This is a genomic window from Blautia hominis, from assembly GCA_002270465.1.
Classification (GTDB): domain Bacteria; phylum Bacillota; class Clostridia; order Lachnospirales; family Lachnospiraceae; genus Blautia; species Blautia hominis.
In genome coordinates this window covers 40,348-62,992 of sequence record NQOF01000002.1, presented here as the reverse complement: position 1 = coordinate 62,992, position 22,645 = coordinate 40,348, and the positions used below count along the sequence as shown (strand labels likewise).

Sequence of the window (22,645 nt, the reverse complement as noted above, 5' to 3'; positions counted from 1 at the left end):
TCTTACTGCACCTCTATTTTCTGCGGGTGCAAAGTGAGATCAGCAATTCTGTGAGAAACTCTTTTTCTCCGGGCAGCTCCTGCAAAAGCCCAATGGCTTCCTCTGTCAGAATTCTGACCTTCTCTCCCGCTTTTTCGATTCCTTCCAGGGTCACATAGGTGGTCTTGTTGTTTTTCTCATCGCTGCCCACAGCTTTTCCAAGCTCTTTCGTGCTGCCCGTCACATCCAGGATATCGTCCCGGATCTGGAAGGCAATGCCGATACGGCCTGCCGCCTGTTCAATTTTTTCTGCGTCCTCTTTGGATGCCCCTGCAAGCACTGCGCCGATCATCATGGCGCACTCAATTAGCGCTGATGTCTTATTCTCATATATATAGTCAAGCATTTCCCTGGTAAGGGGTTTTCCGTCGTTTTCCACGTCCACGCCCTGACCGCCCAGCATTCCGTGTATACCGGTTTTTCTGCCCAGTATCTTAAGAGCCTGAGCGATTCTGGTCTGCATAGGCGCCCCGCATGCGCAGGTCATATCAAAAGCGGCAAATGCCGTCTCATAGGCATAATTCAGCAGGGCATCCCCTGCCAGTATGGCTGCTGATTCCCCGTATACCACATGTGTGGTTTTTCGTCCCCTGCGGTACTCGTCATTGTCAAGGGCAGGAAGGTCATCATGGATCAGTGAGTGCGTATGCACCATCTCCATAGCTGCCATAAAAGGTTCCACAAGTTCCTCCCTGCCTCCGAACATGCGGTATGTCTCATACATAAAAACAGGACGCAGGCGCTTTCCCCCTGCCAGCATACTGTAGTTCACTGCCTCAGCCATATTTTTAGAAAACCCGGACTCCTCCGGCAGGTATTTTCGGATGACCTGTTCAGCCAGATACGTCCTCTTCTGTAATTCTTCTTTAAAATTCACTTAATTCACCATTCTCATTCATCTTGAGCATCTTTTTTTCCACAGTATCAATTTTGCCGCTGCACTGTTTTAAAAGCTCCATCCCCTGCTGGTACATGGTAAAGGAGTCCTCCAGGGAAATCTCCCTGCTCTCCAGCTTTTCCACAATGGTGTCCAGTTCTTTTAAGGATTCTTCGATTGTCTTTTCTTCTGCTTCTTTTTTCGCTGCCAAATATCACACCTCTTCCCGGTTTTTACTCTGTATCGTCTGTTTCACATTTACCATCTTCCTTCGGCTTTCCTGCGGCACAAGCGTGCAGCTCTTTCTCACAGCCACCCCGGTCAACTCTGCCCAAAGCCTGCGTATATGTCACATCCGCAGATATACATCCGTCGCTGACCTGTATATGCAGAGTATCGTCCACCTTTACCTGCGCTATGCTGGTCACTGCATGGTGTCTTATATCTTCCACATAGGAAAATCCCTGATTCAGCTTTTCAAGGGGAGACAATCCCTTCATCCTCTCAATGTAAATATCCAGACTTCTTCTTGCCATATAGATCTGATTCTTCATGGCAGCCTCCATCTTATCCTCCAGATCCATCAGATGCTGGCGTTTTTCCCGAATCTGGTTCTCGGGACTTAAAAAACGCAGTTTATTCTGATAGAGACGCAGATGCTGCCGAAGAAGCAGAGCCTTGTTCTCCACACTTCTGGAAAGTTTCTCCCGGTAATCCTCAAAAGTTTTTAACAAAATACGCACATCGCCAACCGCCAGCTCTGCCGCCGCAGAAGGCGTGGGGGCCCGCAGATCTGCCACATAGTCCGCAATGGTGGTGTCTGTCTCATGCCCAACGGCTGAGATCACAGGCGTCTTACAGTTGAAAATGGCACGCGCCACTTCCTCCTCATTAAAAGCCCACAAATCCTCAATGGAACCGCCGCCTCTTCCCACGATCATCACATCCACGCCATAGTGGTCCAGCATCCGGATCCCCTTTACAATGCTTTCTTTGGCGCCTTCCCCCTGTACAAGTGCAGGGTAAAGGATGATCTGCACGTATGGATTTCTTCTGCCTGCCACATTCCGTATATCCTGCACGGCTGCCCCTGTGGGAGCGGTGACCACGCCCAGGGTACGGATATGCTTCGGTATGGTCTGTTTATAATCCTGGGCAAACATACCCATCTCCTCCAGCTCACGTTTCAGAGCCAGGTAGCGCTCATATAAAAGGCCAGCCCCTTCCAGGGTGATCTCTTTTGCATAGAGCTGGTATTTGCCGTCTCTTTCGTATACATTCACACTGCCGCCCACAATTACCTTGTCCCCGTTTTTCATCTGGAAGGCCAGGCCTTTTCTGGCTCCTGCAAACATTACACAGGCCATAGCTCCTGTCTCATCCTTCAGGGAAAAATAAATATGGCCGGAAGTATGGTACTTACAATTGGATACTTCCCCTTTTATATAAATTTTATTTAAAAGGAAGTCCTGCATGAACATATTTTTAATGTAGGTGTTCACCTGTCCTACGGAGTAGACGCTGTTCATGACAGCTCCTTGGCAATCTTTCCTAAAATACCGTTTACAAAAGAGGAGGAATCATCGCCGCCGAATTTTTTTGCCAGCTCTACTGCCTCATTGATCGCCACCTTCACAGGCACATCCTCATCGTATTTCATTTCATAGACCGCAAGGCGCAGGATATTCACATCCACCTTGCTCATGCGGCTCACTTTCCATCCGGAGGACGCCAGGTTCAATGTGCCGTCAATCTCATCCAGATGTTCCAGAATCTTCTCGTATTTGTTTTGCATATAGGCTTCGTTTATGGGAGCCAGTTCCTCTAGGGATTCAAAATACATCCGAATCTGATCCGGCATCTCCTCTGACGGATTAAATTCTCTTAAAAACAGGAGCTTAAAAATATGCTCCCTCATTTCTCTTCTACCCATGGTTATCCTCCGTTTGTGTTTGTAATCATTTCAGACTCGCTCTAATCTTCTATAAAGAAAAGGTGCCCTTTTTGTAAAAGACACCTTTTCATTTTTACTTCAAAATGCTGTGCTTCACTTGTCAGGGTACTGAAGGGTTTTTCACCTTATTTGGTCTTTTCCATCTCCACACTGGCAATCCGCACATTTACATCGGAAACATTCAGACCTGTCATATTTTCAATCGCAGATTTTACTCTCTCCTGCACCTTTTTGCTGGTTTCCAGGATATTGAAACCATATTCAATATTCAGGGCTAAATCTACACAGACAACATCCTCAAGCACGTCCACTTTGACACCCTTGGAAAGGTTTTTCATGCCCAGCTTACCTACCAGTTCATTGGTGATATTTCCTGCCATGGAGCCAACACCGTCAACTTCTGTAGCAGCCAGTCCTGCGATGATAGCGACTACTTCGTCAGCAATCTGCACTTCACCCAGCGAACCGTTATCATGTATCTTATAAATATTTCTGTCTTCCGCCATAGTTTCAACCTCCTATAGGAAAATCTCCTGGTTGTTATTATACCAAATTCCTATGAAAATTAAAAGAGAAATTTTTATGCTGGAAAATCAATGCCGGAAAATCATATGGTATCAAGGGCGGATGGAAGGCGGATAGAAGGCGGACGGAAGCGGATGGGGGCGGGGGGGGGTGGGATAAACTTTGAGCGAAGCGTTCCGCTGCCACGGAGCTAACCTGCTCCCAGTTCCTAAATTCATCGGCAATGGCCTCTTCATTAAGTAACTGGGGCAGGTGGATCTCCGCGGCGCTCCACGAAACATCGCTCAAAGTTTATCCCACCCCGCCCCGCCCCCATCCGCTTCCTGTTTTTCATTAGCCACAGTTTTTGTGGCTTTTTCTATTCTTGCTCATATCCTTATAAGATGAAATCATGTACAACAACGCCGTAACCATATGAGGTGCATATTTGTTTTTTATCAAATTATCGTATGGCCATTCTCTTATTATCTTCCGGCAGAGAACACCAGGGTTGGAGGGGGAGGCTGCTGTCCTCTTCCGGGAGACATTGCGGTAGAGAGCCTGAAAATCCATCGCTTACGGAGACTTGGCGCGAAGCCTTTGCTGAGCGTCTTAGCCGCAGTTAGCGATTAGTTGAAGGGGAACGGAGCTGGCTGCCGGAAGAGGACAGCAGCCTCCCCCTCCAACCCGTCCCCCTACCAGCCACTCTCTTTAAATATCCCTCCCCAAACGATAAGCCGCCCGTGCCGCCTCCAGCACTCTTCCGCCTGAGAAGCTGTCACCAATATTATACATCTCTTTCGCCGCATGCATTCTAAGCCCCTCCAGATACAAGCTGTCATCCGGCCTTCCGCCCATTGCAAATACAACCAGATCAGCGGCAAGCTCCCTAGCCTCTGTCTCCGGGCCGATCTTTTTAGCCAGTGGATTGGCAATATTCTCGGGAAGCTGGGGCTGCCAGGTATTGTATGGGTCCGGTACGCCTTTTGAGATGTTTTTTTCTATCTGGACTCCGCTCCCTGTAAACCCTGTAACCTTCGCACAATTGAGAAGCCTGACACCGGCCTTTTCCATATAATGGATCAGATGATAGCGGTTGGCTGTACACGCACCGCTCATAATGTAGGGCAGCATCTCTACCACCGTCACATCACAGCCTTTCTCATATTTAAGCCAGTATGCCGTCTCGCATCCCACAACACCGCCGCCAATGACTACGGTTTTCTTTGCCTCTCCCAGCTTTCCCGGATCGACCAGAAGGTCTGTGGCCTGCACCCAGTGTGCCCGGTCCACTCCCGGAATTTTTGGCACCACACTGGTGGTTCCGATATTGTAGACAATGGCGTCAAAGTTCTGTTCTTTCAGCCAGGAGGTATCTGCCTCCACTCCGGTGGACACTGTAAGACTGCCTTTTTTCTCTGCCAGACGGACTTCTCTGATGAGATATTCCAGATAGTTCTTAAAATCAAATTTAATCTTAGGCCTGCTGCCCGGCACAACCTTGCCTCCAAGCTCTTTTTCCCGCTCGATGAGAGTCACCTGGTGTCCGCGGGCTGACGCGGTCAGGGCAAACTGCATGCCCGAGGGGCCTGCACCCACAACAGCGATCTTCTTTTTCTGTTCAGCTCTTGGCAGTGTCTCGGGGATCACATCCTCGAATCCGGTTCTGGGATTCACGGCACACTGGGGATGGCCGCCCTCCACAAACTCATTGATGCAGCCTTCCTGACATCCGATGCAGGGACGGATCCGCTCCACCTCTCCGGCATATGCCTTTTTACACCAGTCCGGATCAGCCAGAAGGGGACGTCCCAGCATGACAAGGTCGCACATGCCGTCTCGGATGGCTTTCTCCGCCAAATCCGGGTATCCCAGTTTTCCCACTGCCACAATGGGCACCTCCAGACCGGCATTGGATCTCACTTCCCTGGTCTTGAAATATTTTTTTGCGATCCTGGAAATATCCAGGAAGCAGCCTGCAGGCATTCCTGCCGGGGGATGGGGCAGCCACCAGTTGTCATAGCAGCCCAAATCCACATCAAACATGTCCACACCTGCTTTTACCAGGTTTTCCATATAGCGCAGCGTGTCATAGATGGTTCTGCCGTTTGTAAATTTCTTTAAGGATCTCACCGTCTCCATCCGCTCTTTGTAAGTCTCATTGAGGGCCAGGGATAGGTCGATCCTGTACATGATCGGGTAGCTGTCCCCCACACGTTTTCTGATCTCCCGTACCAGGTCCAGGCCAAAATTCTGCCAGTACGCATATCTTCCTGCTTTTCTCCGGTTGAACGCCGGGTTTGTGAGCTGGTCCAGAAGATAGCCCTCATGCCCGTGGAGATAGACGCCGTCAAGACCTGCCGTCTTTGCGTCTGAGGCAGCCTGGCCGCCATTTTTAATGATCTTGTGAAGCGCCAGGTCGGTGAGCGGCAGACAGGGCAGCTCCGGAATATAGAAATTGGGATTCAGGGATGCGGAACAGGGCAGCTTCATCTCATTGATCACGCACTGGGGCGGTCCCACCCTTCCAAGTCCGGGGGTAAGCTGAATAAAGATCCGGCTTCCATATGCATGTACTCCCTGTGCCAAATCCCGCCATCCGGAGAAAACGGTCCTGCTTCTGTCAATCCTAGGGAAAAAGCTTAATTTTCCAGGCTCGGTAACCGTATTGTCAATGCCATGGCTGATAGGGATCAGCCCGGTTGTGAGAAGGCCGGTCCCTCCTTTTGCCCTGGCAAAGAAATACTGAAGCATCTTGTCATTTGGCCGTCCGTTTTCCTCACACATATTCAGATTGCCCATGGGCGCCATGACCACCCTGTTTTTCAGGGTGATACGGTTGACCCGTATGGGTGAAAAGACTGCGTCATAGGGATACAGCTCTTTGCTCATGACAGCCGTGTGCCCCGGACAGTTTTCTTTCTCCTCCTGTACCCAATTGCCGTAGCTGTCAACCAGCTTCTGAACGATTTTATCTGTTTTCAAATGTGTCACCTCTCTCTGTTCTGGAAATGCATCTTCCGAAGCCCCTCCACCTCATCGCAGATTTCTTTTAATCCGCAGGTGCTGCACTCTTTATCTGCCTTTTCCATGATCTTATTCAGTGCTTTTGTTATCATTTTATTCTTTTTGGCAAGCTGATCCAGTGCTTTGAAATCTACGGTATCCCCGGTTATGAAAAGGACCTGCACGGCTTTTACACCGGGGTATTCCAAATAGTTTCTGATAAACAGATTTCCTGTCTGCGCAAAGGTAAGCCCGTCCTTCACAGCCTTTTTTCCCACACGTACCTGTTCCCGCACCTCCATGGAGGAGGCCCTCACCATAAAACCTTCCGGGTAGACGCTGTATTTTATCAGGTCAATATCTTTACAGATGTGATATGCCCTGTCGTCTTCCCCTATATCCCCGGTCTCCGCAAAAGTGATCCTGGCATAGGAGAGGGGGCCTTTTATCTGCCCCAGATCGGGACCGTAGACCAGGGTGGCGCTTTGCCCTACAATACCGGGCGTGGAGGAGATGCAGGTGTATGCCGCACTCTTTTTCTCCCTTCCCCCAAGCTCAAAGGCCGTCTCTTTTTGGAGCAGTACCTGGCTCTCCTTCCTGGCCGGTGCACAGTTTTCTGCGTCATAGGGAAAACAGGCGGACGGGATATCCCGCAGCAGGAAACGGGTGTCCCGAATGATCCGGTCCTGTATCTCCATTAAAGTTTTCTCTCCCTGTCCATATCGTCATAATGCTTTCCCAGCAGCTTGTAGACAAAACCGATCAGCTTCACATCCAGATTGAATATGTATATGATAAACAGCAGGACAGCTGCGACGGTACTCACTGCCAGTACCTTTTTCAGGATGCATCCGTGTTTTTTGATACAGCATGTTTTTACACAGCACTCTTTCTTCATAGGACTTCCTCCTTTACCTTCTTCCTTTCTGGCGGGCATATTCCGCTGCTCCCAGCGCTCCCATAAGCTGCGGGTCCACGTCCAGGTCGATCACTTTTACTTTCAGGACATGTTCGATGGCCTTTTTCAGCCCTGCATTTTTGGCACAGCCTCCGGTCAGCGTGATCCTGTCCGTAACACCGGCTTTTTTTGCCATGACAAAACATCTCTTTGCCACTGCCAGCTCGATCCCGGCTGCGATCTCATCCCTGGCCTTTCCCTCGCCTACCAGGGTAATGACTTCGCTCTCCGCGAACACGGTACACTGGGCCGTGATGGGTATCACATTTTTTGCGCTTAAAGACAGGTTTGAAAAATCCTCCAGGGACATTTCAAAAGCATTTGCCATGGTCTCAAAAAAGCGTCCGGTCCCGGCTGCACATTTGTCATTCATGGCAAAATTTTTAACGGTTCCGTCTTTATCTATGGCGATTCCTTTCACATCCTGACCGCCGATATCAATGATGGCGCTCACCTCCGGGTTTGTCACATGGACGCCCATGGCATGGCAGCTTATCTCTGAAATATTTTCATCCGCAAAGGGTACCTTGTTCCTGCCATATCCGGTTCCGATCAGATAGGCCAGGTCTTTGGGGCTGTTCAGCTCCTCCACCTGTTTTACGGTTTCATCCATGGCGATCACGGAGCTTTCCGATGGATTGATCTTACTTTTTATTGTTGTGTGGGCAGCTATATTTCCCTCTTCATCCAGAATCACGCATTTGGTATAGGTGGAGCCCACGTCACATCCGCCATAATATTTTTTCATTGCCTGCAACCTCCTTCTCCCGGGTATCTACCATTCTTTCTCATCGTCAAAGTCTTCCAGAGACGGGTCCACGGGTTCCTCATGCATAACCGTACGCATGTAGCGGTTCACGGACTCTCTCATATGCCGCCTGGAAACCGTTCTGGGGTCCATCAAATCGTGCTCCACCCAGATAAAACGGATTCCCCGTTCCCTTGCCTGGTCATCAAACAATCCCTGAAGCCCTGCCATAGTCTTGCAGGAAATATGGCTGTACATAATGACCATGTCCGCATGGAACTGCTCACAGACTTTCCAGAGTTCGTCCAGCACATTGGCATACCCGCCGTTTGTATGTTTTCTCATTGCCATGCGCTCATATGTCCACGCAATATCCTTCAGGGATTCCTCCTTGTCCTCTGTGTCGATAAACTTCATGGACATCATGCTCTCCATATCAATAAGCACGTCAATGCCCCAGCACTGCTCCGCCCAGTTTCCGAAGTTGGCGTAATAATGTGCCGGACAGGACCAGACCACGGCCCGGTGCCGCATCTCTTTTGCACATGGATTCTTCTCCCGGTAGGCCTTCATCATGATCTTGTTTACTCTCTCATCTGTTTTCAGGAATCTGGGATCCCGGCCTGCGTCTGCCATGTAGCTTAATTCCCGGTATATAGCCAGGATGGAGCCTGTAATCTGGGGATATGCAGTCTGGTTTACATCCCACTTCTCCTGTTCATATTCCGTCTCCCGATTGTATCTTTCCATTGCTTCAAAGTAAGCGTCCCAATCAAATGTCTCCCCGGTGTTCTCCTCAATAAAGCGGATCATACCCTTTATTTCTTCCACCGCGTAGTCCACTGCCTGTTCATCCAGGTAACGCACCGGAAGGGTAAGGGGATAGGTGGGCAGCTTAAAGTATCTGTCCTGGAAGATATTCGTCATGACGCTTCCGTCACAGGGCATACTGCTGGTTATGTAGCATTTTCCAAATACCGGATAATCCCCGGCGATCCCACACCCGGCCTCCGCGGAGGGCAGAGGACACACATCTGCCGGAAGCCCGTAATTTTCTGTCTCGTCCAGATAGTGGACCTGCATCTGCTGGTCCAGAAGGGAGGTGATATACACAGGCGCCATCTGGGAGGGCATACCTATCAGATTTGGAAAACCTGCCATGATATGTATGGGCATCATCTCATCAAAAAGTACGATCTTGTCACTGAGGGCATTGGGGCCATTCAGATTTTCGTCTGCCTTGAAGGTATTTTCCAGAAGGCGGGTACAGAACCGCACGATCATCCTCATGTGCTCCCTGGCAATACGGAGCTGGGGGCCCCGCAGGCCTGTGAGCTGGGCATCAATAAACATGGGCGTCTGCAGATACGAACTGAACCATCTGTATTTCCACAATCCTTTTACAGAACCTACGGGATTTTTCATGATCATGAGGCTCATATCTCCCCACACCTGCAGCCATTTGGCAAAATCGTAGGCAGTGTCCTTAACGCCCCTCCACTCCCTGAATGCAGTGGTCAGCTCACCGGTATGGACATCCCCCTTGTGATGGTCCATATCCTTCCATGCCTGGAATGCCCTGGAGACGGTTTTTCTCTCCTTTTTCAGGATATCCTGCCCCTGGTTTTTTATTTCTTTTCCTTTTTCCAGCAGTTCTTCGATCTTTTTATCCATGGAGGGTGCCTCCTCTCTGGTTCTGGATTTTTTTAATTTCCATCCGTTCCACAAAAGCCTGGATTCTGGTGCGCATCTGCCCTGAGGAACCTGCCCGGTAAGGACGGTCCACAGACAATACCGGAAGTTGGTATTCCTCCTGCATAATATGGCTGACCAGCGCTCTTTCATATCCCCAGTAGTCACAGAATTTTAACTGTTCGTAAATGATACCGTCCGCATGGTAATCCTCGTAAAGCTTTCTCACAAAATCCCGCCTTGCCTGGATCTTTTCATGGCTCATATAACGGGCGCACTGGCTGTCCTCCATGTATCTGCGGCACACGGCCTTCAGTGCGTCCTCCTCATTTCCAAGCTGTATCTCCTGTCTTCCCGGGAAAGAGCCAAAGCAGAAACGGTCTGCCACCACAAGGGCACCCGCCTCCTCCACCAGCTTCGTAAAATCAGGATCGTCAATCTCACTTCCCGCCATGACAACCCTGGCCCGGTAGTTCTTTTTTTCATCCGGTTCCCTGTTCTTTATCTCCTCCAGAGTCTCCCGCAGTTTTTCCAGGATCAGATATTTGGGACATACATAGGTTACCAGGTTCAGGATATGGAATTCATATCCGGTGATGCGCGGGTTATCCTCCTTGCGGTATTCTCCCATCTCAGTAATGATGCGGCAGATTTCATTGTGTTCTTCCACGGCTTTCCTTATGGCCTCGTCCGAGGTGTCCACCCCGTAATTTTCTTCCAGCTTCTGAAACACTTTCGTCCGAATCTGCTCTGCCTGGTGTTCCACCCCGTGTTCTGTGACTTTATAGGGCACATCCACATGGGACATAAAAAATTTATCCCCCGGTATCAGTTTCTGCACCAAAATATTTTCCATGGAACGGTTCATCTGGGCACAGGCGTCCACTCCGGCAATACCGTCCAGAAAATTGTAGCCGCCCTCCACTGCCCGCTCCAAAAGAGCACGGCAATATTCACAGGTATAGTTGGACATATAATATGTGGCAATTTCCAGGGAACCTGTCCTGGGTGCCCTCATCCTGAGGGAAAAACAATTGTCCACATTGAGCAGGACCTCCGGCATATGGAAACAGGTGTATCCAATGGCCAGTTTTCCTTCCTTCTTTGCCTGCTGCACCAGCTCATTGTTTGCCTCCTGAAGCAGATTTTCAAAGTAAAACAAGTGCTTTAAATCTTTCACCCGGTTCACACCTCCTTATACAATATGTAGTTTTGCAAGTGCCTCCCCCACCCCTGCTGCCAGCTGGGAACTGTCAGGCAGGTCTAAAATATTCTTCCCCTTTAAATCAAACTCTGTCAGGCTGCTGTCCGGTCCGATGGATCCCAGAAAAGGGATCCCGTCAAAATCCAAAAACCGGAGCATCCCAGCCTCCGGCAGACGGTTCACCAACGCCCCGCAGACCTCATACATGACCAGTTCATCCGCCACCTTTTTTATGGTTTTGATGACCTGCAGCCCTTTCTGGCTTGGATCAGTAATGAGGATCAGGTGTGTCACATGCTCCATGACACGGCGGTTAATCTGTTCAATTCCCGCCTCACCGTCAATCACCACATAGTCAAACTGCTCTGCCATCACGGTGATGACCTCTTTCAGATAGGCATTCACCGCACAGTAACAGCCCGCGGCCTCCGGGCGCCCGATCGCCAGAAATGCAAATCCCTCCTGTTCCTCCAGGGCATCAAACATTAAATTCCTGGCCTCACCCAGACACTCCACCGCTTCCTCCTTCTGTCCTTTCTGTACATTTTCCACAATTGCCTTCCGTATATCATCCATTGTGCTCTCCACCGAAACCCCCAAAGCTGTGGCAAGCCCCACCGCCGGATCCGCATCAATGGCCAATATCCTGGCATCCGGATACTTCCGCGTCAGGATACGGACGATCATAGCGGATATGGATGTCTTTCCAACACCTCCCTTTCCTGCAACGGCAATGATCTTTGCTACCCCATATGCCTTCTCACCTCCTGAAAACACGCTGCGCCGGCAGCGGTTCACCCTCTTATCTGCAGACCTGCCGAACAGGGGCCTGCACTGATACTTTCATTATAGGGATTCGTTCGATTATAGTCAATGCAATTTGTTTATTTCCGTCATATTTTTCTGTAAATTGCAAACATATTACTTTGTATTTCAAAATATTGTTTCCATATCTGAAAAAGTCACCCTAAAACAGCAATGGAGGCAAAGCCTTTTCACAGCTTTGCCTCCACGATTCAGCAGATACCTATTCTGTTTACTCACGGCTCCATAACAAAATGGACCGTTCCTTCAGCCATTGCTTCCATACCTGGAAGTCCGGCATAACCTGTTCCACCATCCTGATCGTTAAAAAGGGATAATTTTTCACACGGGCCAGTGTATTGATGACCACATAGTCCAGCACCTCCTCAGGTGCCAGGATCAGTCTCCAGTTAAAAAGGAGCCTGCCGTCTTTTGTGCATTTTCCCCATTGGCCGTATTTTTCCATAACCTCGATCTGCGCGTAGGAAATCCCCATAAGCGCAGCATAGTAATCTGCTTTCACGGTGAAGATTTCCAGGGCAGAATCAAGGTACTGCACCTTTTCCTCCTTCTGGTATGGCTGGGCATTGATATACCAGGCATCTGTTTTCCTGCCCTCTGCCTTTTTATGTATCCATTCTTTTTTCATTCGTACAAACTGTCTGATCTTACGCTTAGGGTAATGCCGGGGTGCCCTGACTACCACATGCCCTTCCGGTGTGATCTGGATTCCCAGCGTAGTCCTATTGCCGTATATTATTTGGTATTCCATTTTATAACCCCCGTTGCTGTACACTCTCCCCTCTCTGTTTGGCAGTCGCGGTCCACGGCGTGGACAATATCGTTTGGCGAAACTACTGCCTTTTCATTATACTGTATTTTCACTCCCGTGAAAACAGGTAATTATATAAAAAAAATCCCTGTTTCCGACAGTTTCTGCCAAAAGGCATCCTTCTATATGGGACGCCTCCCGGCAGCTTCGGGGCAGGGATTTTATTATTATTTCTTTTTGTCAGTTTCTGCTGAACTCCGCAAGCTCCAGACCTTCATTTCTGTCCAGTGTCATGCCAACGCTCCAGGCATTGACGAACAGAAGCAGCGGATTTCCTCTCATATCTTTTACTTTCTTCATATCTGAGGTACCTGTCAGCTTTTCTATATCCACAGATTCTTTGTTTGCGATCCAGCGGATATGTTCATATGGCAGGTTCTCCAGACGTATTTCCACGTTATATTCATTTTCCAGTCTGTATTTCAGCACATCAAACTGCAGGACACCTACAACACCTACAATGATCTCCTCCATGCCTCCCATAAACTCCTGGAAGATCTGGATCGCACCTTCCTGGGCAATCTGGTTGACACCTTTGACAAACTGTTTTCTCTTCATGCTGTCCATGAGACGCACCCTGGCAAAGTGCTCCGGTGCGAAGGTGGGGATCCCCTCATAGGCATATTTTTTCCCCGGTGTACACACCGTATCTCCGATGGCAAAAATGCCCGGGTCAAAGACACCGATAATGTCGCCTGCATAGGCTTCCTCCACCACATGCCGGTCTGAAGCCATCATCTGCTGGGGCTGGGAAAGGCGCATCTTTTTATTTCCCTGGACATGGAACACTTCCTGGGAAGCATCAAATTTTCCGGAACAGATACGCATAAAGGCAATTCTGTCCCTGTGGTTTTTGTTCATATTTGCCTGGATCTTAAATACAAAGGCAGAGAATTCTTCCTTCATGGGGTCAATCACTCCAATATCTGCAGTCCTCGGCAGAGGGGAGGATGTCATTTTCAGGAAATGCTCAAGGAATGTCTCTACACCGAAGTTGGTGAGGGCGGAGCCAAAAAATACGGGAGACAGTTTTCCCTCATTGACCAGATCCTGGTCAAATTCCGCACTCGCACCATCCAGCAGTTCGATCTCTTCCAGAAGCTGTTCCTTCTGTTCCGCATCCAGCACCTCATCCAGGCGGGGCTCGTCGACGCTGATCTCTTCCTCAATACCCTCTTTTGTGCCTTTCATGGTATCAGAGAAGGTGAGTACCTTCCTGGTATCTCTGTCATACACACCTCTGAACTTTTTGCCGGAACCAATGGGCCAGTTAATGGGGCAGGTGGGAATCCCCAGTTCCTTTTCAATGTCATCCAGCAGGTCAAAGGTATCGTTGGCATCTCTATCCAGCTTGTTGATAAAGGTAAAAATGGGGATATGACGCATGGCACAGACTTTAAACAGCTTTCTGGTCTGGGCCTCCACACCTTTTGAGGCATCAATGACCATGACTGCAGAATCCGCTGCCATCAGGGTACGATATGTGTCTTCCGAGAAATCCTGATGTCCCGGAGTATCCAATATGTTAATGCAATAACCGTCATAGTTAAACTGCAGTACAGAGGAAGTAACAGAAATACCCCTCTCTTTTTCGATTTCCATCCAGTCAGAAACCGCATGGCGTGAGGTTGCCTTGCCTTTCACACTACCTGCCAGGTTGATCGCACCTCCGTAGAGAAGGAATTTTTCCGTCAGGGTCGTTTTACCGGCATCGGGATGGGATATAATTGCAAATGTACGTCTTTTCGTAATTTCTTTCGTATAGTCAGCCACTTGAGGGACCTCCTTATTCTTTTACACGCTTAAAACATTTTAGTATACCGGGAATATGGTGTCAAGGTTTTCTTGAACTTTCGGGATCTTGCTCCGCAAAACACCTGGCGGAACAGGGTCTTTTGAACATCAACTTTTATTATTCCCCGTCAGAAGTCCCTTCATCCATAGGTGTGATCACAATATTCTCTACAGGAACGCTTGTTTTCCGTTTTACGATGTCCTCAATCTGGGCACGCTTGTCATCTGCCATGTACTCCTGGGGAACGATCACATCCGCGGAATCGTTTGTCAGATTCACTACCACGTTCTCAAATCCTTTTGCGTCCAGCAGCAGTTCCGCAGCTTCCTCCTGCTCTGCCAGGTCTGTCATTTTGACCATGGAGGCAATGGCTTCCTGTTTCTGCTCGTCTCCAATGTTTTCATTGTTGATGATCTCAAGAAGAGTCTCTTTGTTGGCGGAGCGCACCTGTTCCCTGCTCACTTTTGCCTGTGCCACAAAATTGGAAGCCCCTGTCAGCACGGCCTCACCCGGTGTCTCGGCGGAAGCATCTTTGCTGTCTGCATTGTTGTCCGTCGTGTTTCCGTCTTCCCCTGTGGCGGTTCCGTCTGTGGATGAGGAACTCTGGTCCTGTGTTGTATTCTGGTCTTCCGTGGTATTTGTGTCCCCGTTTTCTGCCGCTGCGTTCTCCTCCAGTAATGCGGATTCGTCTGTGAGGTCGTAATCCAGACTGTCAATATCCTCCACGATCCCGTCTGCGTCCGCTGTCTCTTTGCTCTTATCATCCGCTGTGTTTGTGCTGGCTTTCTTCAGTGTTTTGTCAATCCCCAGATGGTTATCTGAATAATTGATGTACCCGGCAACCGCAATCATGATTGCCAGCGCGGTGATAATGACCTGATTCTTCTTAAAGATTTTTTTCATGCGAGCTACTCCTTTAATTCTTTTTAGCAACTGCCCTGCCGAAAGACACGCGCTTGGACGTCAGCGGCCAGTCACCATCTTCATTACTTTAATTTTATGGGCTTCCACCTGAAATAATGCCTGCACAGCCTCCTGAATATTCTGAATTACGTGGGGGTCCTCCCCGCCCTCTGCCACAACCACCACGCCGCTGATCTTCGGATAGCGCTCATTGGACAGATAAGGCTCCTGGTTGCCTTTGGAATCCTTGGAATATACTGTGTCTGTGCCGTCTTTCTCCACCACCTTCTCCCCCGTATCCTCAAATGTGACGAAAACGTCTGTCTTCCCTATCCCCTTTACCTCAGCCAGGACTTCTTTCAGCCGGTCCTGAAGCTGGTCCTCATAATTGGCTCGCTGGCTGGTTTCACTTGCCGGTGTACTCTTCTGCGTCTGCTCCTCCGTATCTTTTTTCTTTACAGGCATGGCAATGATAAGCAGCAGGATTCCTGCCAGCAGCACTACCACGATCTGCTCTTTTTTCAGCATTTCCGGAAATGGCTTCATGGGCCCACCGCTCCTTCCTGCAGGGAATTGTCTTCCTGCTGTTGTTCTGCCTCTGGACTGCTACCGTCTTTGCTCCACCCGTACTCCTCCTCGATTTCCCGTGCATAATTCTCCCATTCCTCCCGGTCCCGCTCCTCCTCTTCCATATACCGGTCCACCCCTGCATCAATTTTATTTTCCAGATGCAGAAAATCCAGGACAGGTGAGAGTAAAAGGAGTATCAGCAGCAATCCCATATAAAACTGAATGTACTTTTTATAATTGTTGTCCGGCAGAAAATGCATCACCGCGGATAAAAATATGAAGTAACACGCCAGGTTCCGCATCCAGCCGTAAAGTGTCTCTGTCATATTGCCTGCCTCCTCCCCGGAATGAATTTTCAAACGCACTCTAATGTCCGATAAAAGAAATGGTGAGAACTGCAATGGTGATCAAAAACAGCAGTTCCATAGTCAGCAGTACCTTTAACAGCAGCATACAGCCATCTCCGATGGTGGCCAAAGCCCCCACCATTCTCTTGTCAGATATGGGCTGTACAATGGCTGCCAGCAGTTTGTAGAGCAGGGTTGTCATTCCCAGACGGATGACAGGGGGAAGTCCAACACACAGGATAACGATCATACCGATCACCCCCAGCCCGTTTCTCACCAGAACCGCAGTCCCCAATGCCACCTCCGTCACACCGTTTATGGCATTTCCAATGCCGGGAATGGCGGCCGCAGTCTTGCCGATGACATCCCGCTTGAGTGTGTCTATGGCAGGCCCTATCATGTTCTGGATGATCTGCATCCCTATCACGACCGCGATACAGGTGCGCATGGTCCATTCCACCACAGTCCTCACAAGCTCTGCCATCTTGGAAAGAAAGTCCTCACTGTGCAGAAAGTTTACAAGCTGCAGCAGCACGTATATATGGATGCCCGGCAGAACACCTTTTAAAAAGATAACCTGTACCACATACACCAATACCAGGACCACCTCGTAAAACACCATGGCCGTGGCACTTCCCGTGGCTGCAGTGACTGCCAGGAAGTAGGAGGGCATCAGCGCCTTCATAAAAGTGACAAAGCCTGTCAGCCCCTCACTTATCTCTATGCTGAGTGTGCCGAAGGAATGCACCAAAGCTGCCAGAAGAAGCATGTATACAATATAAAAACTGATCTCCCCCATCTGGCCGTTGTTAAATACATTGGAAAAATTGGAAAAAAGTGCTGCCACAAGGACCAGCAGGACCACATGGATCATGGTATCCCTCTCAGCGGCCAGGTTTTTGTAGAGAAAATTTTTGATAAGGGTCATGAAATATTCTTTTGAGAATAATTTCTCTCCGCTTAGGATCTTGTGCAGGGCATCCTCCAGACTAAAACTCTCTTCTCCCAAAAGCTCATTGATGGCATCCTGCATCTGCTCCATCTCCATGTCGTCCATGAGTTTTTCTGCTGTGGCACTCTGGGTGTCCTGCCTGATCTCCTCCTCTGACTTTTCTTCCTCCGGTACCGCTGTATCCTCATCCTCTCCTGGGGCACTTCCATCCTCTCCTTTGGCTTCCTCTGCTGCACTTCCGTTCTCTCCTGGTGCTTCCCCTGCTGCACTTCCGTTCTCTCCTTGGGCTTCCTCTGCTGCACTTCCGTTCTCTCCTGGGGCTTCCCCTGCTGCACTTCCATTCTCTCCTGGGGCTTCCCCTGCTGCACTTCCGCCCTCTCCTGGGGCTTCCCCTGCTGCACTTCCGTTCTCTCCTGGGGCTTCCTCTGCGATATCTTCTTGTGCTGCCTTATCCTTCGCTTCCTCATTTGGCTGTCCATCCTGTGATGCTGTCCCTTGTGGCCGGTCCTTCATCACTTCTTGTCCCGCATTTGCCGAAAAAAAAGAGGCTTTCACCTCCACCGCTGCAGACAATACCAGAAACAGCACTGCCAGCACACATGCTGCTGCCTTGACTCTTTTTCCAATCCCCCCTTTCATACCAAAAACCCGTATATGGCCTCCATCAAAGCCAGGAGCACCGGCATGGACATTACCATGATATAGAGTTTAACAAAAATCTCAATCTGGTTCCCAATAGCTCCATATCCCGCGTCCTTGCAGATACTGGCTGAAAATTGGCCGATGTAGGCGGCCCCTATCATCTTCAGCAGTATGGTCAGATACTTTGTGTCCACCGGCACATATTCCTGTATCTTCAGCACAGAGTCCAGCAGATAGGAGAGCTTCTGCGCCATGAAGGTAAAGATGCAGATTCCCACTGCCAGGCTCAGATACAGGGAGTACTCCGGCTTTGTCTCTTTTAAAAACAGAGCCAGCACCACTCCTGTCATGCCAAGCATGACGATTTTCACCACTTCCATCCAAAGCCCTCCTTTCCCTCTACAGCGCAAATAACTCCTGTATGGTCTGGAATAGATCATTGATATAAGGCAGCACCCAGAACAGTACCAGTAAAAGTCCGGCAAGGCTTGTCAAAAAAGCCAGTTCTTCCCGCTGGCTGTGTTTTAAAATCTGGCACAGCACTGAGACCAGGATCCCCACTGCACCGATTTTGAATAAAATTGTTACCTCCAAGATTCTTCCTCCCTTCCTCTCACCTTCTGTCCCGCGTGCCTTGCCTTTTTCGTCTGCTGTTTTCCCGTTATCTTACATTCAGATAAGAGTGATCGCCAAAAAAATCCCCCCAAGTAACCCAAGACTTTGATAGAGCCTCTTTTTTGCAGGGATCTCAGACTGGATCAACTGGATCTTCCGTTCCAATTCCTGCTGAAATAAAGCCATGGCGTTTTCCTGCTGGGTGATGTCCAGGTATCCCAGATACTGTCCCAGTTGTCTTAATTCCTCCTTATCCTCTTTTGTAAATGCGCTGTCCCTGAATGCGGATTCTGCCTCCTGCATAAAAATATCGGCAAATATGATTCCGTCGTAGGCATCCGCCCGTTTTGCAACTTTCTTCAAAAAATCCGAGAACGGCGGGGTCAATCTGCCCGCAGCCCGCAAAAGAGCCTCAGGAAGGGCCTCCTTGCGGTAGCTGATCTCTCCCTTTATGAGAAGCGCCATCCGCTGAAGTTCCCGAAGGCCGGCAAGCCTTCTGGTAAGCTTAAGGCTTCTCTCAAAACCCAGAGCCGTACAGGAGAGTACCACAAGACAGACGCCCAGCACTTTCAGCATAGGGTTCCTCTCCTCCTTTTTTCATCAAACAGGCAGGTGCCTCTCTCATCGAACACGGCCTTGACTTTCCCTGCCTTGTCCTTATTATGCAGGATAATGTACCGCTCAAATATTTTTTCCTGCACCAGACGCTGCATGAGAGGCTTTCTCTTAATATCCTCGATCGAGCTTCCGTGAACCGTGGCAAACAGTTTGCATCCGCAGTGGATAACTGATTCTATGGCGTGGATATCCTCATAATCCCCAAGCTCATCCACTGCCACCACTTCCGGGGACATGGAACGGATCAGCATCATCATGCCCTCTGCCTTTGGACAGCAGTCCAGAATATCGGTCCGTATCCCCAAGTCATTCTGGGGAATCCCCTGATAGGAGCCTGCGATCTCTGAACGCTCATCCACCACCCCTACAGACATACCCGGCAGGTAGGAATTGCCGTCACTGACCTGCCGTATCAGGTCACGAAGCAGAGTGGTCTTCCCACACATGGGCGGGGAAATGATCAACGTGTGGCACACATTTCCCTTATTGACCACATAGGGAAGAATCTGGTTGGCACATCCCTTTATCTGGTGTGAAAGTCGCAGATTCATATAAGATATGTATTTCAGGCTTTTGATCTTTGCTCCGTCCAGTACCGTTTTACCGGCAATTCCCACACGGTGGCCTCCCTGAATGGTGATGAATCCCTGCCGGATCTCTTCCTCAAATGCGTACATGGAGTAATTGCTCACGTACTCCATGGTTTCCCGCAGGTCCTTTGCCTCCACCTGGCAGACATCCTGCATCTGCTTGGTCAATTTTCCATCCTTTGTAAGAAAATACTCATTCCCTTTGTAAATTAAGATCAGCGGCGCATTCACCCTCAGCCGTATCTCATACAGATGCTCCATATCAAACTCCGCATGTTCCAGGGCTGTTCTGATCTTTTGGGGAAATAAACGTATAATATCCCTTTCTCTCATTGTCTCACCTCTTTAAAATAATATATGAGGACAATCCCTATTTCATACGAAAAATATCATTACTGTTCACTCTGTTCTCAGAGAACGTTACTGATCACTCCGTGTCCGGTAACACGCTTCGCGATGCACAGATATGGAGCGTTCCACCCCATATCGCGCTGCCTGCCTCGGGATTTTCATGCTTCCGGCATAAAAACGCCTCCCGGTACAGCGGCAGTGAACAGGAACCAGTAAACTGCTTATATTGGCATGGAAACTATTGACCTTTTTTTCTTCTTATCTTATGCTGGTAATATCTCTGCAAGTCCAAATATTTTTATTTTCATAATTTATTCAGGGAGGATGGTAGACCATGAAAGAAACCATAGACGCCTATTTGGCTTTTATGAAAGAAACAGAACTGTTAAAGTCTGTACTGAGAACAGCATGGACAAGGACCGGCGAACAGGAAAGCACCGCGGAACACTCCTGGCACCTGGCCCTCTTTGCCGGTATCATGCTGGAGCAATATCCGGAGCTGGACGCTAAAAGGACACTGCTTATGTGTCTTCTTCACGATATGGGGGAAATCTATGAAGGCGATATCTCTGCCGCACTCCTTCCTGACAGTTCCCGGAAATATCAGGAGGAATACCGCGCTGTCCACAAAGTATTCTCTCTGCTGCCGGAGAAACAAAGAGAACATTTTATGTCTGTCTGGCAGGAATACGAGGATGGCAAAACACCAGAAGCCAAGCTTGTAAAGGCTCTGGATAAGGCTGAGACTATAATCCAGCATAATATAGGAAAAAACCCGCAGGATTTTGATTATGACTTTAATCTGCAGTATGGGAAACCGTATTTTACGGAGGATGCCCTGCTTGAGAAAATGCGGAGCGCACTGGATGAGGAGACAAAAGAACATTTATTATAACTATGAGGGTAACCCCTTCCGGCTGCCTGTTTGGGATGTCACAGACAGTAAATAATCCAACGAACCGCTGGGGATCAGGCTAACAGGCCATGGCTGAAATAATGACGCATTTCAGCTATGGCCTGATTTATGATATATTTGGCTAAAAATCGGGATATCTCCAGAGTGTGTTAAACACTTTTTTGCTCTGCCGGATTATGGTGGCCGCAATGGCATTTCACGCATAAATCCTGACGGAAATGAGTGTATATACTGAACCACACATCTGGATCTGTTCAACAAACAGGATTTTACGGAAGGACCAGATGTGTGTCGAACTTCATTTACAGCTTAAATTCTTCAAACAGTTTTTCCTGATATTCCGTATCATTCACGGCCTTTTCAATTTCATCTGTACGGGACTTCGCTATTAAGATTTGGATTAGCTGATTTACCCTGCCTTCCCCACGTTTCATACCCTCTTTTAAGCCCTCACTTTTTCCAGCCTCTACGCCGGCCTCCCAATTACTCCTCATCAGATAATTGTGATCCCTCAGAGCTTTTTCCCTTGCCTCATATTCCAACCGCTTCTCTTCATCTGCACTGATATTCTTTAGAGTTTTGTACGCCTTTCCAATGTATTCATTCTTCTCCGCCATCTCTTCAAATTCCTCCTGCCGTTCGGCATTCATGAATTTTGCCCAGTCCAGAAGCTCTGTTTCGGGGTAATCGTATGTCTTTAACTTAGGCAGTTCCAGAATATGTACTTCCAGCTTGTCTGTATAGAGGATACCGCTCGTATCTTCTCTCATATGAAAACAGGAATAAAAAGCCTCCTCTTTCTGAAACAAGATAAAATCCAGGATTCCAATATGGACACATTTTTCCAGTATCCCGTAATCATCTCCTTTTTCAATCTGGTCTGTATACATTTTCCCCAGATAAAACAGAGATCGTTCCGGCCATAACGGAAATGGACTGACCTGTATCTCTATATCAATCTGTGTGTTATTATTTAACAGTACACGCACATCCAGGATTCCCAGCTTATCCTCCTCATATTTTACCCTCAAATTTGTAGGGAGCAGGATAGTCTCCCTGATTTCTGACGGATGGATATGGAGCACGGCGGCTGTAAATCCCCTGCGTACTTCTTTCTCCTCCATCAGCTCCTTAAAACAGAAATCCACTTTGGGCTTCATGATAAATTCAATTTTTATATGCTCTCCCATCCTTCTCCTCTCCGAGTCTGAACGATGGGAAAATACTGTGTCTGTTCCACAGGTCTGCACATTCGCTGCGCGACCATAAAAAAGTCCCATTTTGGAAGAACCTTCGGCAGACAGGCAAAATCCCAACATCAAAGGCATTTCTGCATGGTTTTTTGCTCGTATCTGTGAAGATTCTGAACAGTTACAGAATATCAATTATCTATATCACAGTATAACCTGGATAAACAGATTTCTCAACATCTTTCAAACTACAGCCTTATTAATTTAATATTGTAAATAGGGTAATCCGTCCCCGATCAGGGACTTTGATTATGTATCTATATAGTGATACATCAAAAGATAAGGATACTCTACCATTTCCCGGCAGGTTTGTCAATGAAAAATCAGATATATCTATGGCTCTTATCCACTTACTGTTCACAAGCCACTGTACCGGGAGGTGTTTTCATGCCGGAAGCATGAAAATCCCGAGGCAGCCAGCGCCATATGGGGCAGAATGCTCCATATCTGTGCATCGCGAAGCGTGTTACTGGATACA

Annotated in this window: 24 protein-coding genes; 1 reads left to right on the top strand and 23 read right to left on the bottom strand. The window is 48.7% G+C overall.

Annotated features, from left to right (window positions below):
• Window positions 1-13: 13 nt before the first annotated feature.
• From CI595_RS06335 to spoIIIAA, 22 genes are all read right to left on the bottom strand, one after another.
• Complete coding sequence (locus tag CI595_RS06335; RefSeq protein ID WP_095172464.1) at window positions 14-916, bottom strand: polyprenyl synthetase family protein; 903 nt, start codon at window positions 914-916, stop codon at window positions 14-16.
• A complete protein-coding gene (gene xseB, locus CI595_RS06330) occupies window positions 906-1,127 on the bottom strand; it encodes an exodeoxyribonuclease VII small subunit (RefSeq protein ID WP_095172463.1) in 222 nt (73 codons plus the stop codon). Before xseB ends, CI595_RS06335 begins: the two co-directional genes overlap by 11 nt.
• Before the next feature lie 22 nt (window positions 1,128-1,149).
• The gene (gene xseA / locus CI595_RS06325; RefSeq protein WP_243135115.1) at window positions 1,150-2,445 is read right to left on the bottom strand and encodes an exodeoxyribonuclease VII large subunit; all 1,296 of its coding nucleotides are present in this window, start codon (window positions 2,443-2,445) and stop codon (window positions 1,150-1,152) included.
• Window positions 2,442-2,849, bottom strand: coding sequence for a transcription antitermination factor NusB (nusB, locus tag CI595_RS06320; RefSeq protein WP_095172462.1), 408 nt, complete (start codon window positions 2,847-2,849; stop codon window positions 2,442-2,444). The genes xseA and nusB overlap by 4 nt, the downstream gene beginning before the upstream one ends.
• A gap of 146 nt (window positions 2,850-2,995) precedes the next feature.
• Complete coding sequence (locus CI595_RS06315; protein WP_095172461.1) at window positions 2,996-3,376, bottom strand: Asp23/Gls24 family envelope stress response protein; 381 nt, start codon at window positions 3,374-3,376, stop codon at window positions 2,996-2,998.
• Window positions 3,377-4,085: 709 nt separating this feature from the next.
• The gene (locus CI595_RS06305; RefSeq protein ID WP_243135114.1) at window positions 4,086-6,368 is read right to left on the bottom strand and encodes an oxidoreductase; all 2,283 of its coding nucleotides are present in this window, start codon (window positions 6,366-6,368) and stop codon (window positions 4,086-4,088) included.
• Window positions 6,365-7,078 (bottom strand): hypothetical protein, encoded by a 714-nt coding sequence (locus CI595_RS06300; protein WP_095172458.1) that lies wholly within the window; start codon window positions 7,076-7,078, stop codon window positions 6,365-6,367. The genes CI595_RS06305 and CI595_RS06300 overlap by 4 nt, the downstream gene beginning before the upstream one ends.
• Window positions 7,078-7,278, bottom strand: coding sequence for a hypothetical protein (locus CI595_RS06295; RefSeq protein ID WP_095172457.1), 201 nt, complete (start codon window positions 7,276-7,278; stop codon window positions 7,078-7,080). Before CI595_RS06295 ends, CI595_RS06300 begins: the two co-directional genes overlap by 1 nt.
• 13 nt (window positions 7,279-7,291) lie before the next feature.
• Complete coding sequence (locus CI595_RS06290; RefSeq protein WP_095172456.1) at window positions 7,292-8,086, bottom strand: acyl-CoA dehydratase activase; 795 nt, start codon at window positions 8,084-8,086, stop codon at window positions 7,292-7,294.
• 27 nt (window positions 8,087-8,113) lie between these two features.
• Entirely contained in the window at window positions 8,114-9,760 is a 1,647-nt protein-coding gene (locus CI595_RS06285; RefSeq protein WP_095172455.1) for a 2-hydroxyacyl-CoA dehydratase family protein, read from the bottom strand.
• Window positions 9,753-10,958 carry a 2-hydroxyacyl-CoA dehydratase family protein gene (locus CI595_RS06280; RefSeq protein ID WP_095172454.1) on the bottom strand — a complete coding sequence of 402 codons (1,206 nt, stop codon included), beginning with the start codon at window positions 10,956-10,958 and terminating at the stop codon, window positions 9,753-9,755. Before CI595_RS06280 ends, CI595_RS06285 begins: the two co-directional genes overlap by 8 nt.
• 15 nt (window positions 10,959-10,973) lie before the next feature.
• Window positions 10,974-11,780, bottom strand: a complete 807-nt coding sequence (locus CI595_RS06275) for an ATP-binding protein (protein WP_242987157.1) — start codon at window positions 11,778-11,780, stop codon at window positions 10,974-10,976.
• A 238-nt stretch (window positions 11,781-12,018) separates the two neighbouring features.
• Window positions 12,019-12,558 carry a M48 family metallopeptidase gene (locus CI595_RS06270; RefSeq protein WP_095172453.1) on the bottom strand — a complete coding sequence of 180 codons (540 nt, stop codon included), beginning with the start codon at window positions 12,556-12,558 and terminating at the stop codon, window positions 12,019-12,021.
• 240 nt (window positions 12,559-12,798) lie between these two features.
• On the bottom strand, window positions 12,799-14,391 hold the full coding sequence (locus CI595_RS06265; protein WP_095172452.1) for a peptide chain release factor 3: 1,593 nt from the start codon (window positions 14,389-14,391) through the stop codon (window positions 12,799-12,801).
• 139 nt (window positions 14,392-14,530) lie between these two features.
• Window positions 14,531-15,316: a SpoIIIAH-like family protein gene (locus CI595_RS06260; protein ID WP_095172451.1), complete on the bottom strand. Its 786-nt coding sequence runs from the start codon at window positions 15,314-15,316 to the stop codon at window positions 14,531-14,533.
• 60 nt (window positions 15,317-15,376) lie between these two features.
• Window positions 15,377-15,862, bottom strand: coding sequence for a SpoIIIAG-related protein (locus CI595_RS06255; protein ID WP_095172450.1), 486 nt, complete (start codon window positions 15,860-15,862; stop codon window positions 15,377-15,379).
• Window positions 15,859-16,212: a stage III sporulation protein AF gene (locus CI595_RS06250; RefSeq protein WP_095172449.1), complete on the bottom strand. Its 354-nt coding sequence runs from the start codon at window positions 16,210-16,212 to the stop codon at window positions 15,859-15,861. The genes CI595_RS06255 and CI595_RS06250 overlap by 4 nt, the downstream gene beginning before the upstream one ends.
• 40 nt (window positions 16,213-16,252) lie before the next feature.
• On the bottom strand, window positions 16,253-17,824 hold the full coding sequence (locus tag CI595_RS06245) for a stage III sporulation protein AE (RefSeq protein WP_243135113.1): 1,572 nt from the start codon (window positions 17,822-17,824) through the stop codon (window positions 16,253-16,255).
• On the bottom strand, window positions 17,821-18,207 hold the full coding sequence (locus tag CI595_RS06240) for a stage III sporulation AC/AD family protein (protein WP_065541165.1): 387 nt from the start codon (window positions 18,205-18,207) through the stop codon (window positions 17,821-17,823). Before CI595_RS06240 ends, CI595_RS06245 begins: the two co-directional genes overlap by 4 nt.
• Window positions 18,208-18,226: 19 nt before the next feature.
• The gene (gene spoIIIAC, locus CI595_RS06235; protein WP_026255597.1) at window positions 18,227-18,421 is read right to left on the bottom strand and encodes a stage III sporulation protein AC; all 195 of its coding nucleotides are present in this window, start codon (window positions 18,419-18,421) and stop codon (window positions 18,227-18,229) included.
• Window positions 18,422-18,499: 78 nt separating this feature from the next.
• On the bottom strand, window positions 18,500-19,018 hold the full coding sequence (locus tag CI595_RS06230; protein ID WP_095172448.1) for a stage III sporulation protein AB: 519 nt from the start codon (window positions 19,016-19,018) through the stop codon (window positions 18,500-18,502).
• Window positions 19,012-19,983 carry a stage III sporulation protein AA gene (spoIIIAA, locus tag CI595_RS06225; RefSeq protein ID WP_095172447.1) on the bottom strand — a complete coding sequence of 324 codons (972 nt, stop codon included), beginning with the start codon at window positions 19,981-19,983 and terminating at the stop codon, window positions 19,012-19,014. Before spoIIIAA ends, CI595_RS06230 begins: the two co-directional genes overlap by 7 nt.
• Window positions 19,984-20,335: 352 nt before the next feature.
• On the opposite strand from spoIIIAA, the gene CI595_RS06220 reads away from it, so the two are divergent.
• Window positions 20,336-20,896 (top strand): HD domain-containing protein, encoded by a 561-nt coding sequence (locus tag CI595_RS06220; protein ID WP_095172446.1) that lies wholly within the window; start codon window positions 20,336-20,338, stop codon window positions 20,894-20,896.
• Window positions 20,897-21,219: 323 nt separating this feature from the next.
• On the opposite strand, the gene CI595_RS06215 is transcribed toward CI595_RS06220, so the two are convergent.
• The gene (locus tag CI595_RS06215) at window positions 21,220-22,107 is read right to left on the bottom strand and encodes an Rpn family recombination-promoting nuclease/putative transposase (protein WP_095172445.1); all 888 of its coding nucleotides are present in this window, start codon (window positions 22,105-22,107) and stop codon (window positions 21,220-21,222) included.
• Window positions 22,108-22,645 lie beyond the last annotated feature (538 nt).